This is a genomic window from Actinoplanes sp. L3-i22 (genome assembly GCF_019704555.1).
GTDB lineage: Bacteria > Actinomycetota > Actinomycetes > Mycobacteriales > Micromonosporaceae > Actinoplanes.
In genome coordinates, this window is record NZ_AP024745.1 from 10,136,197 (window position 1) to 10,152,500 (window position 16,304).

Here is a 16,304-nt window from a genome sequence, read left to right on the forward strand (position 1 = left end):
CGGCGGTTACTCGCCGACCGCGCCGACCGCCAGTTCGACGACCACGTCCAGGTGGCCGACGTGCCGGGCGTACTCCTGGACCAGGTGGAACAGGATGCGCTCCAGGGTGGGCGGCTCGGCGCCGTCCCAGCGCGGGCCCGGCTGCCCGACCGCGCTCAGCGGATTCTTCGCGAGCACCTCGTCGGTGTGCGCGCCCTGGGCCCGCAGCGCGTCGGCCAGCTCGGTGAAGGACTCGTCCGGGGCGACGTACCAGCGGTCGACGTTGCGGTCGCCCCACGGGTCGTCGAACGCCACGCCCTCGAATCCCCACTCGATCCAGCGCAATTCGACGTACCGAAGATGTTTGACCAGCTCGACCGGGGTCCAGCCGGAAGGTAAGCGGCTGGTCCGCCGCTCCCCCTCGGGGAGCGCGGACGTCTTGGCGAGCAGCGTTTCGCGGAAGTACGACAGGTAGCCCGCGAAGACGTCGGCGGTGCCGGCGGCGGCGCGGGTCGGCGACGGGAACTCGATCGTCATGCCGCGAGTATGCGGGGTGGACCGGCGCGACGCCCGGCCGGATCACCGTGGCGACGTGCTTGTAACACGTCAGAAACGCACGGGAGCCCGGACCGAAACCGATCACCGCGACGCTGACCCGCATGCCCGATCGACTGAACTCCGGGGACACCGCCTGGCTGCTGGTCAGCGCCGCGCTGGTGCTGCTGATGATCCCCGGCCTGGCGCTGTTCTACGGCGGCATGGTGCGGATCAAGAGCACCCTGAACATGCTGATGATGACGTTCGCCTGCCTGAGCGTGGTCAGCGTGATCTGGGTGACCTACGGCTACTCGCTGGCGTTCGGGCCGGACACCGGGCACGGCCTGATCGGGGACCTGAGCCTGGCCGGGATGGCCGGCATCGGGCCGGACTCGGTCACCGGGTCGACGCCCACGCTGGTCTTCGCGGCCTTCCAGATGATGTTCGCGATCATCACGGCCGCCCTGCTCAGCGGCGCGATCGCGGACCGGGCCAAGTTCAGCACCTGGGTGGTCTTCGTGGCGATCTGGGTGACCGTGGTCTACGCGCCGATCGCGCACTGGGTGTTCAGCCCGGACGGCTGGATCACCCAGCACCTGCGGATCCTGGACCTGGCCGGCGGCACCGTCGTGGAGATCAACTCCGGGGCGTCCGGCCTGGCCCTGGCGATCGTGCTCGGGCACCGGATGGGCTTCCGCTCGGAGCCGATGCGCCCGCACAGCCTGCCGCTGGTCGTGCTCGGCGCGGGCCTGCTCTGGTTCGGCTGGTTCGGCTTCAACGCCGGGTCGGCGCTCGCCGCGAACGGCTCGGCCGGGCTGGCGTTCTTCAACACCCAGGCGTCCGGGGCGGCCGGGATCGCCGGCTGGCTGCTCGTCGAACGGCTCCGGGACGGGCACGCGACCACGCTGGGCGCCGCGTCCGGGGCGGTGGCCGGGCTGGTCGCGATCACGCCGGCGTGCGGGTCGGTGAACCCGTTCTGCGCGCTGCTGATCGGGGTGGCGGCCGGCGCGCTCTGCGGGTACGTGGTCGGCCTCAAGCACCGCCTCGGCCTGGACGACTCGCTGGACGTGGCCGGGGTCCACGGGGTCGGCGGCTTCCTCGGCACGATCCTGATCGGCCTGCTCGCCACGGCGACCGCGACCGGCGGGCCGCGCGGGCTGTTCTTCGGCGGCGGGTTCGGGCTGTTCGGCCGGCAGGCGCTGGCCGCGGTCACGGTCGCGCTCTTCGCCTTCGCGGCGACCTGGCTGATCGCGACGGCGCTGAACCGGACGATCGGGTTCCGGGTCACCCCGGAGGACGAGCACGGCGGCCTGGACCTGGCGCTGCACGGCGAGTCGGCGTACGACCTGGGCGTGGCCGCCCACAGCAGCGGCCACCCGACCCGACCGGCCACCGCCCCGCACTGAGTGGTGCCGCGCCGGCGGATCCGCGCGGCGAACCGTCAGATGTCCAGGTCGAGGCGGACCGGGTAGTGGTCGGAGGCGTGCTCGGTGGGGCCGCCGCGCAGCACCCGCATGTCGTGGGCGGTCGTCGCGATCGCCGGCGTGGCCAGCACGTAGTCCAGGCGCATCCCGCCGAACTCGCGCCCGCCGCCCTGCGTGGTCGGCACGGTCCGCCCGTCGCCGTCACCGGCCGTGGTCCACAGGTCGGTCATCCCGAAGGCGGCCACCGCCCGGGTGTCCACCGTCCCGTCCCGGTGCAGGTGGCGTTTGCGGAACAGCGCGGGCTGGCTGGCCAGCGCCGCGGTGTGGTCGGCGACCGGGTCGAGCCCGTTCAGATCACCGGCGACGACGACCCGGTCGCCGCGGACATAGCGCGCGGCCAGCCAGCGTGCCTCCCGCATCCGCCGGTACGGCGCGAACGGGTTCAGATGCGCGCTGATCACGGTCACCGGCCCGGAGCCGGTCGACACCACCGCCACCGCCGCGGCGTGGTGCAGCCGCCACGTGACGCTCGCCGTGTGGGTGATCCGCAGCGGATCGCGGACCAGCACCGCCACCGGCATCCCGAGGCCGGACCGGGCCAGGAACGGGGTCATCCCGACCGCCCCGGCCAGCTCGGTCATCCGCCGCCCGTCGTTGCGGGTGAAGTCGCGCAGCTCCTGCAGGGTGAGGATGTCCGGCTTCTCGGCGGTGATCACCTCGGCGATGGCCGGCAGGCGGAAGCGCTGCCCGCGGTCCACCCCGCCGGTCTTGATGTTCCACGTCATGAAGCGCATCAGGCGTCCACCAGCTGCCGGTTCTCCACCGCTGCCTCCTTCGCGGTGACCGCGTGGGCGTTCGGCCGGACCACGAACCAGAGCGTGGTCAGCCAGGCCGCGGCGAGCAGGCACGCGCCGAGCACGTCGGTCGGGTGGTGCATGCCACGGTACATCCGGGACGTCGCGACCCCGAGCGGCATCACCACCGCGAGCACCGGGAAGATCCAGCGCCACGGCTGCCGGAGCCGGGCGGTCACGATGATCGCGATCGTGACCCACAGGCAGATCGTCGCGGCGATGTGCCCGGACGGGAACGACGAGGTGGGCATCTGCCCGTCCAGCTGCTCGACCCCGGGCCGGGGCCGGCCGACCGCGGCGGCGCTGGTCAGGAACAGGGTCAGCTCGCCGACCATGGCCAGCACCAGGAACAGCACCGGACGCCACTGCCGCCACAGGGCCAGCGCTAGCGGGCAGAAGACCAGCGAGATCATCAGGATCGCGTGGGTGTCCCCGGCCTTGCTCCACACCCAGCTCGCCTGGTCCAGGCCCGGCGTGCGGAACGTCTGCAGCCACCGGCAGAAACCGTCGTCCCAGCTCGGGTTCCAGTTGGTCACGGTCCAGCCGAGGCCGTAGAGCAGGCCGAACGTGAGCACCCAGCCGACCAGGAGCTCCGCGCCCTTGACCCACGGGTGCGGCAGCACCGCCTGCTCGGCCGGCGTGAGCTCGAGGTCGTGGGCGGCCTCCGGTTCGAGGCCGTCGTGCAGGACGTGCTCGGCGGAGTGGCCGGCCTCCCGGCGCCAGACCCGGAAGGCGTACGCGGTCGTGCTGATCCACGCGATCCCGAGCAGCCAGCCGGCCAGCACGTCGGAGAGGAAGTGCACGCCGAGTGCGATCCGGCTGAACCCGATCAGCACCACGATCAGGGCAAAAAACCCCAGGAACAAAGGCCTCCACCGATTTCGTACGCCGGGGAGCAGCACCAGGGCGAGCATCCCGTAGACGATCATCGAGCCCAGCGCGTGCCCGCTCGGGAAGCTGTTCCCCGGGGCGTGCGCGACCGGCGACTCCAGCACCGGCCGGACCCGCCCGACCAGCGTCTTCAGCGACGGGTCCAGGATCATCGCCCCGACCCCGGTGATCACCAGGTAGAGCGCGAGCCGCGGCCGCCGCCGGATCAGCAGCATCGTGACCACCACGGCGACCAGCGAGGTCATGAAGACCCGCCCGCCGAACGTGGAGATCTGCTGGAGGATCTTCACCTTCGTCGCGGAGCCGGCGACCTGATGGTTCAGGCCCTCGGCGACCGCGTGGTCCAGGTCCTGCAGCGGCGTCCAGTGGAACCGCACCAGCAGCAGGAGCGCGGCGAAGCCCAGCCCGACCGCGATCACCGCGATCAGGCCGAGCACGCTGCGCCCGGCGAAATGCCGGACCGGGGCCCAGCCGGCGCGTTCCACCACGCGGTTGTCTTGGTTCTTCGGGTCGGACACGGCACGCTCCCAATGGGGTCGGGGGTGCCGCGTTCTTACCCCGTGGAGTCGGTCGGTACACCGGCCGTGCGTTGCGCGGGCACGTCGTGGCCGGGCTCCCACTGGTCCGGCTGGGCCGGTCTCGCCCCGACCCGGCGGGCCTCCAGCTGCGCGGCGAACGCCAGACCCAGGAAGAACGCCAGGCCGGTCAGGTTCGCCCAGAGCAGCAGCGCCATCATCGCGGTGAGCGGGCCGTAGGTCGCCCCGAAGCTCCCGCTGACCCGGATGTACCCGGCCAGCAGCAGGCTCGCCAGCCACCACAGCACGGTCGCCACCACCGCGCCGAACAGCAGCCAGGACAGCGCCGGCTGCTTGCGCCGCGGCGAGTGCCTGAACAGCGTGCCGACCGCGTAGACGATCAGCACCAGGCTCACCGGCCAGCGCACCACGTCCCACCCGACCCGGAGCCAGCCCGGGAGGTCGAATCGGTGCTCGGCCGACTCCCCGGCGGCCCGCCCGGCCACCAGGATCAGGAACCCGAACAGCGCCGGCAGCCCGGCGGTGAACGCCAGCACCGCGGCCCGGGTGTACTTCTGCAGCGCCGGCCGGTCCCGCTCGACGCCGTAGATGCGGTTGGCGCCGCGCTCGACCTGGGCCATCGCGGTGGTCAGCGCGACCAGCCCGGTGATCAGACCGAGCACCAGGGCCAGCTCACCGGCGTCCTCGGTGCGCTCGTCGTCCATCAGCAGCTCGCGGACCAGCGGCTCGCTGGCACCCGGGGTGAGCGCGATGACGGTGTCCGCGACCACCTCGCCGCCGGACTCGGCGCCCAGGTCGGTGGCGAGGCCGGAGAGGGCGATCAGGAACGGGACGATGGCCAGGCAGAGCTGCAGCGCGAAGGCGCGCGAGTGGCTGAAGCCGTCGCCGTAGCGGAACCGGATGAACGCGTCCCGCAGCAACGGCCAGCCGCCGTAGTTCCGCAGCGCCAGGTAGGCGTCGTCGGCGGAGAGCTCGTCCCCGGCCATGGTCCTGGTCTCGGGGACCGGTTCGGTGCTGCTCACTGGACCTTGGCCCGTTTCGCGACCGCCGCGGCGTCGTAGGCCAGGTCCGGGTCCGCGTCGGGTTGCGGCACACAGAGCAGAAGAGCCTTATGGCGTACGGAAATCTTCATCGCCTTGCCCGACGCGATCAGATCCCCGTCCAACTGCCGCGGCTGCGCGTGATTGCTGTAGATCTCCACCCGGGACGCGGTGAACGTCTCCATCCGCGGCACCCGTTCCCGCCGGCTGGCCACCCCGGCGATCAGGCGCGCCCAGGAGAACAGCCCATCCGGGCTGATGATCGCCACGTCGAGCCGCCCGTCGTCGGGCACCGCCCGCTTCAACAGGTGCACCCCGCCCTGCAGCCGGCCCACGTTGCCGGCGATCACGCTCTGCGCCCGGCGCGGCATCGGGGCGCCGCCGTCCAGCCGGATCCGCACCCGCATCGGCCGGTCCAGCAGGTGCTTGGCCGCCCCGAACAGGTACGCCGGCCAGCCGATGTGCTTCTTCGCCCGCTCGGACGTGTCCTGCAGCATCATCGCGTCGAAGCCCATCCCGGCCATCACCACGAAGTACTGATCGCCGAGCACGCCCACGTCGATCCGCCGGCGGCCGCCCTCGATCGCCACCTGCACCCCGGTCGCCGGGTCGGTGCCCAGCCCCAGGTTCGCCGCGAGCAGGTTCCCGGTCCCGGCCGGCAGCACCGCGAGCGCCACGTCGGTGCCGGTCAGCGCGGTCACCACGGCGGTCACCGTGCCGTCGCCGCCGCACGCGAAGACCAGCTCGGCGCCCTCGGCGACGGCCCGCTTGGCCTGGCCGCGGCCCGGGTCCTCCGGGGTCGTCTCGAACCACTGCGGCTCCGGCCACCCGGCCCGGTTCAAGGTGGCCCGCAGGGTGTTCCGGAGCTGACCGGGATCGGTCACTTTGGCCGGGTTCACCACAACGGCCGAACGAGGTCCTGTCACGGCCACAGTTTGCCCGAGCAACGTCACAGCTGCGACTCAGGAATCAATCCGCCCCGGGAAGGGCACACTTTCCCGGGTGACCCGCTTGACGTACCCCGAGATCGGCCTGACCCGCACCGGACCGCTGCCGGACGGCTACCGCCACCTGCGCTATCGGACCCGACTGGGCTCCGGCGCGGCCGTCTTCGCCACCGCCGGCGAGGCGGTCCTGACCTTCCGGATGCACCGCGCCACCGGCGCGCGAGTCCGCACCGCCGCCGGGCGTGCCGCGCCCGGCGTCCCGCTCACCATCGGCCTCGGCCCGGTCAGCGCCCCCTGCGAGATCGTCTGGATCACCCAGACGGACGACAAGATCGGATTTGGGTACGGAACGCTGCCCGGTCACCCGGCCACGGGTGAGGAGGCGTTCGTCGTGGAACGCGACGAGCACGACGACGTGTGGTTCGCGGCGACCGCGTTCAGCCGCCCGGCCGGCGCCCTGATGCGACTGGCCGGGCCGTTCGCGGTGCTGGTCCAGCAGGCCTACGCACGCCGGTGCGGACAGGTGCTGCGGCGGCTGGGTACCGTGAGCCGGTGAGCACGACATCGGTCACCTGGTGGGGACACAGCACCGTCTGGCTCGCCGACTCCGGGGTCACCCTGCTCACCGACCCGGTGCTCACCGACCGGCTGGCCCACCTCAAGCGGATGGCCGGGCCGGCGCCCCGGCTGCCCGGTGCGCCGGACGCGATCCTGCTCTCCCACCTGCACGCCGACCACTTCCACGTGGCGTCGATCAAGGCCGTACCGGGAAATCCGATTTTGATCGTGCCGCGCGGCGCCGCCGCCTTCGCCGCGAAAGCACTCGGCCCGGCCATCGCGAAGCGATGCGTCGAGGTCGGCGTCGGCGACGAGGTCGAGGTCGGCGCGGTCCGCGTGCGCGCCGTCCCGGCGCGGCACGACGGCGGACGCGGTCCGTGGTCCAGGGAGCGGGCCGAGGCCATCGGCTTCGTGGTCGAGGGCAACACCAAGATCTGGTACGCCGGGGACACCGGCCTCTTCGAGCAGATGCACGACCTCGGACCGCTCGACCTGGCGCTCCTGCCGGTCGGCGGCTGGGGCCCGACCCTGGGCTCGCACGGTCACCTGGACGCGGCCGACGCGGCCGAGGCGCTGCGCCGGGTGAAGGCGTCCTGGGCGGTGCCGGTGCACTACGGGACGCTCTGGCCGATCGGGATGGGGCGGGTCCGGCAGCACATGTTCGCCGGGCCCGGCCCGCGGTTCGCCGAGCTGGCCGCGCGCACCTCGCCGGACGCCCGGGTCCGGGTGCTGGCGCAGGGCGAGACGCTGACCCTGGGACCGGCCGCGTGATCGCCACGCTGGGCGCGCTGGCCTGGCTCTTCGCCGTGGTCTGCTTCGGCGCCATCATCCCGATCGTGCCGACCGGGGCGGCGGTCAGCGGCGCCGCCGCGCTCGCCTTCCACGAACACCATCCGGTCACCATCGTCCTGGTGGTGGCGGCCGGCGCGGCCGGCGCCTACCTCGGCGACCTGGCGATGTACGCGATGTGCCGGCTCGGCGGCGAGCAGCTCGCCCGGCGGCTGCGCTGGCTGCGTGACGAGGAACACCTGGCCGGGGTGAAGGACCGGCTCAAACAGCGGCAGGTCCCGGTGCTGCTGGTGTCCCGGCTGATCCCGGGCGGCCGGGTCCCGGTGCTGCTCGCCGCGGCGTTCCTCGGCCTGTCCTGGCGCACGTTCGTGGTCGCCAACCTGCCGGCCTGCGCGCTCTGGGCCACCGTCTACGCCGGCATCGGCGTGGCCGGCGGCTCGATCTTCCCCCAGCCGTGGCAGGGCATCGTCGCCGCGGTCGCGCTGATCCTGGTGGTCAACCAGGCCATCTCCTGGTGGACCAAGCGCCGGGCGGCGGCAACAACTCGAGGGGCTAGTACTTGAGGTAGGTCCGGGTCATCTTGACCGCCTTCTCGATCACTTTCTCGCCGTCCGCCTGCGTCTTGTGCAGGTGCGAGAGGACCGCGATCGAGACGTCCACGTCGTCACCGGTGATCCGGCCCACCGAGTTCACGATCCACAACCCGTTCTCGGTCGAGCGGTCCAGCCAGCCGTTCTTCACGGTGAACTCCTCGCCCGGCTGCGCCACCGCCGGGACGCCCCACTGCTGGGTCTCGTTGACCGTGCTCATCAGGGTGTGCGCGTACGCCCGGCCCTTCGCGGCGATCGGGCTCTTCTCCGCGACCAGCTGGGACAACAGCTTCACCTGGTCCTTGACCGTGGTCCGGGTCAGACCCCAGGAGCTGTTCACGGTGGTGCCGGTCAGGCCCAGCCGCTTGTCACACTTCTGGATCGCGGTCTGCTTGCCGAGGCTCTTGAACAGCGCCGTGGTCGCGTTGTTGTCGCTGTTGCGGATCATGTTCTTGGCGTTCGTGTCCTCGGTCGAGGTGAGCTTGCGACCCTGATCCTGAGCGGTCAGCAGCAGGCACGCGAGCACCTGCACCTTCACCACGCTGGCGGTCTCGTACTTCTCGTCGCCGCGGTAGGCGTAGAGCTCCCCGGTCTTCTTGTCCAGCACCGCGACCGAGAACTCCGGAACCGTCGCCGCGTACTTCGCCAGGGCCGCGTCCAGCGCCTTCACCTGCTTGGCGCGCGCGGCCTTCGCCAGCTCCTCCGGGCTCGGCCCGGTCGGTGTCGGCGAGGCCGCCGACGTGCTGCCGGTCAGGAACGTGGCGGCGGCGCTGTCACTGCCGATCACCCCTTTGGCCAGCAAGGCCACACCTCCCAGGACGATGACGACCGCCACTGACAGAAACCACTTCGGGGAACCTCGCACCAGAGCATGATGCCCTCTCCGCGCCCCTCCTGGTGACGTCCATGACTGTGAATCATCCACGAATATCCGAATTTCCACGGTCCGCCCCGTCCCCGCTACGGTCCGTCACCGCTGTGGTCCGCACCAACCGCGCATCAGGTGTTGGGCCGGCCGCTGGAGGGCAGAATGAAGATATGGCGTCCCTGCTGTACCGAGCAGTCCAAGTGTCCCGAGCCGCGCTGGCCGCGCCGGCTGTCGCCGCCGACCTCACCCGCGCCGCGATCGGCCAGGTGATCGAGACCGCCGGCGCCGTCGCGACCGTGCCGGTCCGCGCGCTGGGCCTGCTCAGCCAGGCAGAACTCCTGGTCAACCGGGCCGGGCTGGCGGTCGGCCAGGTCGAGGAGCTGATCCAGCGGGTGACCGCGGTGACCACCGCGGCGGAGAGCACGATCACCGAGGTCCGCACGATCACCGCCGGAGCCGGCGCCACCATGGCCGAGGTCCGCACCATCACCGGCACGGTCGAGGCGCTGCTCGGCGACGTCCGGGCGATCAGCACGGCCGCCGCGATCACGGTCGAGGAGGCCGGCGCCATCTCCAACGCGGCCGGCGAGGTGGTCCGCCGGGCCGCCGGCACCGCCGACGCGGCCGGCACCATCGTGATCGAGGCCGGTTCGCTCACCACCTCGGCCGCCGAGATCGTCGCCGAGGCGGGCGCGGTCAGCGCCGCGGCCCGCACCATCGTCACCGAGGCCGGCACGGTCAGCACGGCCGCCCGCGACCTGGTGACCGAGGCGGGCGCGATCAGCGGCGCCGCCCGTGACCTGGTCAGCGAGGCCGGCACGGTCAGCACGGCCGCGCGTGACCTGGTGACCGAGGCGGGCGCGGTCGCCGGCCGGGCGTCGTCCGTGGTCGCCCGCGCCGACCAGGCCGCCGAGGTCGCCACCGAGCTGCTCGGCGAATACGCGCCGACGCTCCGCAAGGCCGCCCCGCTGGCCGGCCGCTTCGTCGACGAGCTCACCCCGGACGAGGTCACCGCCGCGATCCGGATGGTCGACCAGCTCCCGGCCCTGCGCGACCACATGATCGACGACGTGATGCCGCTGCTCAACAAGCTCGACCAGGTCGGCCCGGACCTGCACAAGCTCCTCGCCGTCACCGAGGACCTCCACCTGGCGATCGCCGGCCTCCCCGGCCTGAAACTCCTCCGCCGCCGCGGCGAGGAACGCACCGAGGACCACCACATCAAGTCATGATCAGGCGGTTGTCCACAGCGGCGCGCTGTCCACAGGCCACCGACCTGATCTTCCGGATTTCCGCCACACTGGTCAGCGGATCTTCCCCCAGGGCGGGTGGGTTGTGACGTTGGCCCCTGCCTCGCGGCGCCACCAGCACGCGGCGCCACGATCAGGCAACGGCACGGCGCCGGTGCTGCTCACCACGACCCGGCACCACCAGCACGTGGCGCCACGATCGGGCAGCGGCACGGCGCCAACGCCGCTCGCCACGACCTGACAGACGGCCCGGCTGCCCGCCGGGCAACGTCGCCATCGCTGCCCGCTGCGGCCCGCGGGTGGTCATTGTCCTGGACACCGCCTCCGGCCACGGTTCCAGCCGGTGCCCACTTCGGGCGCAGGCTCGGGATCGCGGGCCGGGCGCGGGATTGTGGCGGGCGGGCGTGGCTGCCGCCGTACCCGGGAATGGGTTTGCGGCGGGGCCGCGACCGCGACCCCGCCGCGCGGACCTTGCGCACCGGACGACCCTGCGTCGGAGAGTGGACTTCGGACAAAGTCACGTTCCTGCCGGCCGGTGACGCGAAGGCCGAATGTGGCCGGCCTCCCGAGCGACGATCGCGCTCGTGGAGTGGCGGCCGAGGGCCGGCCCTCAGAGTGAGGACCGGCCTCTCGGTTGAGCGATCGAGCGGTTGAGCGATCGAGCGGTTGAGCGGTGGGTCAGGGTCAGAAGACCGAGACGCCGTAGACGCTCAGGGGCTCTACGACCGGCTGGAAGTAGGTGACGCCGCCCGAGCTGCAGTTCCCGCTGCCGCCGGAGGTGAGGCCGAGGGCGGTGGTGCCGGAGTAGAGCGAGCCGCCGCTGTCGCCGGGCTCGGCGCAGACGGTGGTCCGGATGAGGCCGGAGACGGAGCCCTCCGAGTAGTTGACCGTGCTGTTCAGCGCGGTGACCCGGCCGGAGTGGATGCCCGTCGTGGAGCCGCGGCGGTAGACGGTCGCGCCGACCGCCGGGGTGCCGGCCGAGGTGATGTCCTGCGAGCCGACCGCGCCGCTGATGGTGACCGACGTGGTCGTGTAGCGCACGATGCCGTAGTCGTTGCCCGGGAAGCTGGTGCCGGCCCGCGTGCCCAGCGTGGTGGACCCGTTGGTCCAGGTGGCGCCGATGTTGGTGCAGTGGCCCGCGGTCAGGAAGTACTTCGTCCCGGAGCTGCTCTGCACGTTGAAGCCGAGCGAGCAGCGCGCGCCGCTCACGTAGATCGCGTCGCCGCCGGAGATCCGGGTGCTGATCTTGCCGGCGATGGTCTCGATCCGGGCGCTGTCGCCGAGCTTCGCGACGGTCGCCTTGACCGCGGCCAGCTTGGCGCCGGTGATGCTCTCGTCGACGCTGACCACGACCTGGTTGGTGACCGGGTCGACGGCGAAGGCCGTGCCGGGCGTCTTCAGGTTCGTCTTCAGGCTGGCGTCCGCCGCCGCGAGGGTCGCGCCGCTGCGGGCGACGTAGCGCGGGGTGGCACCGGAGGCCGTCACCTCGGCCGCGGTGGCCGCGTCGGTGACGTTGACCACCAGCTTGCCGGAGGAGTCGAGGTAGGACCCGGCGTCGCGGGTGCCCAACTGGCTGTCCAACTTACTGGCAAGTGCGGACGGCGCGAAGGACGCGTCAGCCACGGCCGGGGCCGCCGAGGCGGGGGACGTGACGGCCATGACGCTGCCCGCGAGAATGCCGACCGCCATGCCGACGATCGGTCGGCGAAGCTTCGGGTTGAGCACGGTTCCTCCCAGGGGGATTGGGTAGGTGGCATACCGGTCCGGCATGCCAGTGCTCGCAAGTATTCAAAGTGATCGATGATGCCGCAAGGACCGGCCAATCTGGCACAATAGTGATCAAGTCACTGCTGACCTGCGGAAACCCGCTCCCCATAGCCTTGGCGCTATGACCCTTTCGGGATGAACCATCACCGTTCCAGTACGGCGATGGGCGCGTCATCGGCCAGCCGGTAGCCCAGCCCGTACACCGTCGTGATCAGCTCCGGATCGTCCAGCTTGGTCCGCAGCCGGCTCACGTGCACGTCCACGGTCCGGTTCGTGGTGTGCCGGTGACCCCACACGTGGGTGAGCAGCTGGGTCCGGCTGAACACCTGGCGCGGGTGCTGGGCCAGGAAGAGGAGCAGGTCGTACTCCAGGCGGCTGAGGTCGAGACGCCGGCCGGCGCGCAGCGCGGTACGGGCCCGCGGGTCCAGCACGATCTCACCGTCCCGCCCGGCCACCACCTCCGGCAGATCCACCTCGACCGCGGCGCCCGGCCCGGCCGCGTCGACCAGCTCGCGCAGCGCGGCCAGCACCCGGTCCCGCCCACCGGCGCCACCGGCGATGCTGATCGTCACGGTCACCGGCGCCTCCACCGGCGCGCCCTCCGGCAGATCGGGCACCGGGCGCAGCCCCGGGCGGGTGTGGGTGGCGCGCGGGTGGGCGATGGCGAGCGCGGACATGTGCGACTCCTCAGACGGCGACGGCCACCGGATCCGGCGGCGCTTGGCAAGGATATAATTCCTATCTGTTAGATAGGCATACCGCATGCTAGTCATGCTCGCCACATCACACCAGGCCCCACACCGCGCGATCCGCCCCGATCCGGCCCCGGCTAGGCGCTTCGCGACCGTCCTAGCTGGCCCTACACCCACTTCCCCGATATTTTTACTAGGATTTGGGACTGTCGTTGACCAATGCCTGTCGACCCCCCAGGGTGAGGCAGGTAGAGAAGTTCTCAACTGGTGGACATCTGAGGGAGAGGAGGCGCGGCGCATCACGGGCCGCACCGGTCCCGCGCCGCGAAACCGATGACTGCAATCGTTGTGGTGTCCGGCAATCCCCGCGCCGGGTCCCGGACCTCGGCCCTGGCCATCGCGGTCGGCGAGGCGATCGCCGCCCGGCTCGGCGCGGCCACGCCCGCCGTGATCGAGGTGGGCGAGCTCGGCGCCGGCCTGCTGACCAAGGGCGACGAGCCGACCGCCGCCGCGGTGGCCGCGCTCGCCGGGGCGGACCTGCTGGTGGTGGCGACCCCGACGTACAAGGGCAGCTACACCGGGCTGCTCAAGGTGCTGCTCGACCAGCTGCCGAACCAGGGCCTGGCCGGGAAGCGGGCGGTGCCGGTGGTGACCGCCGGGATCGCGCCGCAGGCCGCCGCCGCCGAGGCGCTGCTCCGGCAGCTGCTGGTGGAGCTCGGGGCGACGGTCCTCCAGCCCGGCCTGCCGGTGGTCGAGGCCGACCTGCCGGAGACGGCGGAGATCGCCCAGAAGTACGCCGCGGCCGCCCTGTAACGCCGCACGAAGCCGGCCGCCGCGCCCGGATCGCTCCCGGGCGCGGCGGTTTTCGCAGCTCAGAACCGTCAGGTCAGACCTGCGCGGGATCCACCTGGAGGGTGAACGCCGCGGTCGCCGCGCCACCCCAGGTGTCGGTGAACCGGACGGTGAACGTCGTCGTCCCGGCCGTCATCGGCGCCCCGCTGATCTCCCCGGTGCCCGCGTCCAGCGCCAGGCCGGCCGGCAGCGCGCCGTCGGTCACCGACCAGGTGCCGGCCCGGCCGTCCGCGGTGCGCAGCTGGGCCGAGTAGGCCACGTCGGCCTCGCCCTCGGGCAGCTCGGCGGTGTCGATCACCGGGACGCCGGCCGTCACCGGGATCACGATCACCCGGGTGACCGCCTGCGGCACGTAGTCGGTGAACCGCACGGTCACCGCGAAGTCGCCGGGCGCCTCCGGGACGCCACTGATCACGCCCGCGCCGCTCAACGACAAACCCGCCGGCATGCTGCCGGAGACCAAAGACCATGTTCCCGTACGGCCGGACTTCAGCGCGAGCCGAGCGGAGTAGTCGGCGCCGACCGTCCCGGCGGCGGTGCGCGCGGTCGCGATCACCGGCTTGGCGGGCGGCGCCGTGACGAAGAGCAGCCGGTTCGGCGAGCCCTTGCGGTCGGTGACCTTCCCGGTGGTGGCGTTCGCCACGAGCTTCGCGCGGACCTGCGACGGGGTCAGGCCCGGGCTCGCGTCCAGGAGCAGCGCGGCCGCGCCGGCGACGTGCGGGGACGCCATCGAGGTACCGCTGTAGACGGCCGAGGCGGTATTGCTGTTCGCCACCGACGACCGGATGTTCACGCCGGGCGCGAAGATGTCGACCAGGCCGCCGTAGTTGGAGAAGAAGGCCCGCTTGTCCTTGCTGTCGGTGGCGCCCACGGTGATCGCCGCGGGCACGTCGGCCGGGCTGCTCCAGACCGCGCTGGTGTCCTCGTTCCCGGCCGCCACCACGTAGGTCACCCCGGACGCGATCGAGTCCTCCACCGCCAGGTCCAGCGACGGGCTGTTCTCGCCGCCCATGCTCATGTTCGCGACGGCCGGCTTGACCGCGTTCCGGGTCACCCAGTCCACGCCGTCGATCACGTCGGAGATGTAGCCGCCGCCGTCGCAGTCCAGTACCCGGACGGCGACCAGCCGCACGTTCTTGGCCACCCCGTAGTGGGTGCCGCCGATCGTGCCGGCCACGTGCGTGCCGTGCCCGTTGCAGTCCGCGGCGTTGCTGTCGTCGTCGGCGAAGTCGTAGCCGTACGACGCCCGGCCGCCGAACTCCTGGTGGGTGATCCGGATCCCGGTGTCGATCACGTACGCGTGCACCGACGAGCCGTCGTCGGTCGGCGTGTACGTCTTGGACAGCTTGGCCGTCCGCTGGTCGATCCGGTCCAGTCCCCAGCCCGGGCTCTTCTGGGTCGTCGCGATGTGGATCCGCCGGTCCTGCTCGACCGAGCGCACCGCCGGGTCGGCGGCCAGCCTGCGGGCCTGCGCGGCGGTCATCTCGGCGGCGTAGCCGGAGATCGCCCGGAACGTGTGCAGCACCTTGCCGGACCCGAGGGCGTGCACGCTCGGGCCGGTCCCCCGGTTCTTCATCGTGACGATGTACCGCCCGGGCACCGCACCGGGCGCATCCGCCCCGATCACCGTGCCGGCGGCAAACGCGGGAGCAGCGGGCGCCGCGAGAGCGGCCGAGGCGGCAACCGCCGAGGTCAGGAAGGCACCGAAGGTCCACTTTCGCATACCCGCCGAGATCGGTCGCCGGCCCGCCCGGTTGAGCCGTGCACCGTTCTGCCCCCGAGCTGCCCCATTCCTGCTGCGCCGCTCCCGGTATTCCGGGCAAAAAGAAAAGGCCCACCCCGGATGGGGTGGGCCTAATCTGTAAGTTGAGTCCGGCGGCGTCCTACTCTCCCACACCCTCCCGAGTGCAGTACCATCGGCGCTGGAGGGCTTAGCTACCGGGTTCGGAATGTGACCGGGCGTTTCCCCTCCGCTATGACCACCGTAACAACGGTCAGCGGTAGAACAAACCAGCAACCCGACTCTTACGAATCAGGGTGGTTGTTCGTTTGCTGTGAATCACACAGTGGACGCAAGTAAAATGTTTAGGGTGGTTAAGCCCTCGGCCTATTAGTACCGGTCAACTCAACACGTTACCGTGCTTACATCTCCGGCCTATCAACCCAGTAGTCTAGCTGGGAGCCTTACCCACTCAAGGTGGTGGGATACCTCATCTCGAAGCAGGCTTCCCGCTTAGATGCTTTCAGCGGTTATCCCTTCCGAACGTAGCCAACCAGCCATGCTCCTGGCGGAACAACTGGCACACCAGAGGTTCGTCCGTCCCGGTCCTCTCGTACTAGGGACAGCCCTTCTCAAGTATCCAACGCGCACGGCGGATAGGGACCGAACTGTCTCACGACGTTCTAAACCCAGCTCGCGTACCGCTTTAATGGGCGAACAGCCCAACCCTTGGGACCTGCTACAGCCCCAGGATGCGACGAGCCGACATCGAGGTGCCAAACCATCCCGTCGATATGGACTCTTGGGGAAGATCAGCCTGTTATCCCCGGGGTACCTTTTATCCGTTGAGCGACACCGCTTCCACACGCAAGTGCCGGATCACTAGTCCCGACTTTCGTCCCTGCTCGACCCGTCAGTCTCACAGTCAAGCTCCCTTGTGCACTTACACTCAACACCTGATTGCCAACCAGGCTGAGGGAACCTTTGGGCGCCTCCGTTACCCTTTAGGA

At 71.3% G+C, this 16,304-nt stretch carries 15 protein-coding genes and 2 rRNA genes (1 of these 17 running past the window's edge); 6 read left to right on the forward strand and 11 right to left on the reverse strand.

Features of this window, described 5'->3' with window-relative positions; genetic code table 11:
- Nucleotides 1-6: 6 nt before the first annotated feature.
- The gene (locus L3i22_RS44980; protein ID WP_221323534.1) at nt 7-516 is read right to left on the reverse strand and encodes a DUF664 domain-containing protein; all 510 of its coding nucleotides are present in this window, start codon (nt 514-516) and stop codon (nt 7-9) included.
- A 122-nt stretch (nt 517-638) separates the two neighbouring features.
- Between L3i22_RS44980 and L3i22_RS44985 the strand changes: the two genes are divergently transcribed.
- On the forward strand, nt 639-1,922 hold the full coding sequence (locus tag L3i22_RS44985) for an ammonium transporter (protein ID WP_221323535.1): 1,284 nt from the start codon (nt 639-641) through the stop codon (nt 1,920-1,922).
- Between the two features lie 35 nt (nt 1,923-1,957).
- Here L3i22_RS44985 and L3i22_RS44990 read toward each other — a convergent pair whose 3' ends face one another.
- From L3i22_RS44990 to L3i22_RS45005, 4 genes are read right to left on the reverse strand one after another with little or no spacing between them, the layout of a single operon-like run.
- Nucleotides 1,958-2,734: an endonuclease/exonuclease/phosphatase family protein gene (locus tag L3i22_RS44990; RefSeq protein ID WP_221323536.1), complete on the reverse strand. Its 777-nt coding sequence runs from the start codon at nt 2,732-2,734 to the stop codon at nt 1,958-1,960.
- Nucleotides 2,734-4,203: a phosphatase PAP2 family protein gene (locus tag L3i22_RS44995; protein WP_255657632.1), complete on the reverse strand. Its 1,470-nt coding sequence runs from the start codon at nt 4,201-4,203 to the stop codon at nt 2,734-2,736. The genes L3i22_RS44990 and L3i22_RS44995 overlap by 1 nt, the downstream gene beginning before the upstream one ends.
- A 35-nt stretch (nt 4,204-4,238) precedes the next feature.
- Nucleotides 4,239-5,243 (reverse strand): YihY/virulence factor BrkB family protein, encoded by a 1,005-nt coding sequence (locus L3i22_RS45000; protein ID WP_221323537.1) that lies wholly within the window; start codon nt 5,241-5,243, stop codon nt 4,239-4,241.
- The gene (locus L3i22_RS45005; RefSeq protein ID WP_255657633.1) at nt 5,240-6,187 is read right to left on the reverse strand and encodes a diacylglycerol kinase family protein; all 948 of its coding nucleotides are present in this window, start codon (nt 6,185-6,187) and stop codon (nt 5,240-5,242) included. The genes L3i22_RS45000 and L3i22_RS45005 overlap by 4 nt, the downstream gene beginning before the upstream one ends.
- 76 nt (nt 6,188-6,263) lie before the next feature.
- Here L3i22_RS45005 and L3i22_RS45010 point away from each other — a divergent pair, with 76 nt between their 5' ends.
- Genes L3i22_RS45010 through L3i22_RS45020 form a run of 3 tightly spaced genes read left to right on the forward strand, consistent with a single transcriptional unit; the run spans nt 6,264 to nt 8,118 of the window.
- Nucleotides 6,264-6,764, forward strand: coding sequence for a DUF1990 family protein (locus tag L3i22_RS45010; RefSeq protein WP_221323539.1), 501 nt, complete (start codon nt 6,264-6,266; stop codon nt 6,762-6,764).
- A complete protein-coding gene (locus L3i22_RS45015; RefSeq protein WP_221323540.1) occupies nt 6,761-7,537 on the forward strand; it encodes an MBL fold metallo-hydrolase in 777 nt (258 codons plus the stop codon). The genes L3i22_RS45010 and L3i22_RS45015 overlap by 4 nt, the downstream gene beginning before the upstream one ends.
- Nucleotides 7,534-8,118 carry a DedA family protein gene (locus tag L3i22_RS45020; RefSeq protein ID WP_221323541.1) on the forward strand — a complete coding sequence of 195 codons (585 nt, stop codon included), beginning with the start codon at nt 7,534-7,536 and terminating at the stop codon, nt 8,116-8,118. Before L3i22_RS45015 ends, L3i22_RS45020 begins: the two co-directional genes overlap by 4 nt.
- On the opposite strand, the gene L3i22_RS45025 is transcribed toward L3i22_RS45020, so the two are convergent.
- Complete coding sequence (locus L3i22_RS45025; protein ID WP_370644575.1) at nt 8,108-8,953, reverse strand: serine hydrolase; 846 nt, start codon at nt 8,951-8,953, stop codon at nt 8,108-8,110. The two genes, L3i22_RS45020 and L3i22_RS45025, sit on opposite strands and share 11 nt — an antisense overlap.
- Before the next feature lie 230 nt (nt 8,954-9,183).
- Between L3i22_RS45025 and L3i22_RS45030 the strand changes: the two genes are divergently transcribed.
- Complete coding sequence (locus tag L3i22_RS45030; protein ID WP_221323543.1) at nt 9,184-10,245, forward strand: hypothetical protein; 1,062 nt, start codon at nt 9,184-9,186, stop codon at nt 10,243-10,245.
- A 702-nt stretch (nt 10,246-10,947) separates the two neighbouring features.
- Here L3i22_RS45030 and L3i22_RS45035 read toward each other — a convergent pair.
- Together L3i22_RS45035 and L3i22_RS45040 are read right to left on the reverse strand one after the other, a co-directional pair.
- Nucleotides 10,948-11,988 carry a S1 family peptidase gene (locus L3i22_RS45035; protein ID WP_221323544.1) on the reverse strand — a complete coding sequence of 347 codons (1,041 nt, stop codon included), beginning with the start codon at nt 11,986-11,988 and terminating at the stop codon, nt 10,948-10,950.
- A 185-nt stretch (nt 11,989-12,173) separates the two neighbouring features.
- Nucleotides 12,174-12,707, reverse strand: coding sequence for a winged helix-turn-helix domain-containing protein (locus L3i22_RS45040; protein WP_221323545.1), 534 nt, complete (start codon nt 12,705-12,707; stop codon nt 12,174-12,176).
- Nucleotides 12,708-13,055: 348 nt separating this feature from the next.
- Here L3i22_RS45040 and L3i22_RS45045 point away from each other — a divergent pair, with 348 nt between their 5' ends.
- Entirely contained in the window at nt 13,056-13,535 is a 480-nt protein-coding gene (locus L3i22_RS45045) for an NADPH-dependent FMN reductase (protein ID WP_221323546.1), read from the forward strand.
- 73 nt (nt 13,536-13,608) lie between these two features.
- Here the strand turns inward: L3i22_RS45045 and L3i22_RS45050 are convergent, their stop codons facing one another.
- The 3 genes from L3i22_RS45050 to L3i22_RS45060 form a co-directional block, all read right to left on the reverse strand.
- Nucleotides 13,609-15,297 (reverse strand): S8 family peptidase, encoded by a 1,689-nt coding sequence (locus L3i22_RS45050; protein WP_221323547.1) that lies wholly within the window; start codon nt 15,295-15,297, stop codon nt 13,609-13,611.
- Nucleotides 15,298-15,444: 147 nt separating this feature from the next.
- Nucleotides 15,445-15,561, reverse strand: a 5S ribosomal RNA gene (rrf, locus tag L3i22_RS45055).
- Between the two features lie 103 nt (nt 15,562-15,664).
- Nucleotides 15,665-16,304: ribosomal RNA gene (locus L3i22_RS45060) — 23S ribosomal RNA — on the reverse strand (it continues 2,442 nt past the right edge of the window).

Excerpts from the sequence above, each read along its gene's own strand:
- L3i22_RS44980 (WP_221323534.1), bottom strand. The coding sequence starts at position 516 with ATGACGATCGAGTTCCCGTCGCCGACCCGCGCCGCCGCCGGCACCGCC.
- L3i22_RS44985 (WP_221323535.1), top strand. The coding sequence starts at position 639 with ATGCCCGATCGACTGAACTCCGGGGACACCGCCTGGCTGCTGGTCAGC.
- L3i22_RS44990 (WP_221323536.1), bottom strand. The coding sequence starts at position 2,734 with ATGCGCTTCATGACGTGGAACATCAAGACCGGCGGGGTGGACCGCGGG.
- L3i22_RS45030 (WP_221323543.1), top strand. The coding sequence starts at position 9,184 with ATGGCGTCCCTGCTGTACCGAGCAGTCCAAGTGTCCCGAGCCGCGCTG.
- L3i22_RS45040 (WP_221323545.1), bottom strand. The coding sequence starts at position 12,707 with ATGTCCGCGCTCGCCATCGCCCACCCGCGCGCCACCCACACCCGCCCG.
- L3i22_RS45045 (WP_221323546.1), top strand. The coding sequence starts at position 13,056 with ATGACTGCAATCGTTGTGGTGTCCGGCAATCCCCGCGCCGGGTCCCGG.
- L3i22_RS45050 (WP_221323547.1), bottom strand. The coding sequence starts at position 15,297 with ATGCGAAAGTGGACCTTCGGTGCCTTCCTGACCTCGGCGGTTGCCGCC.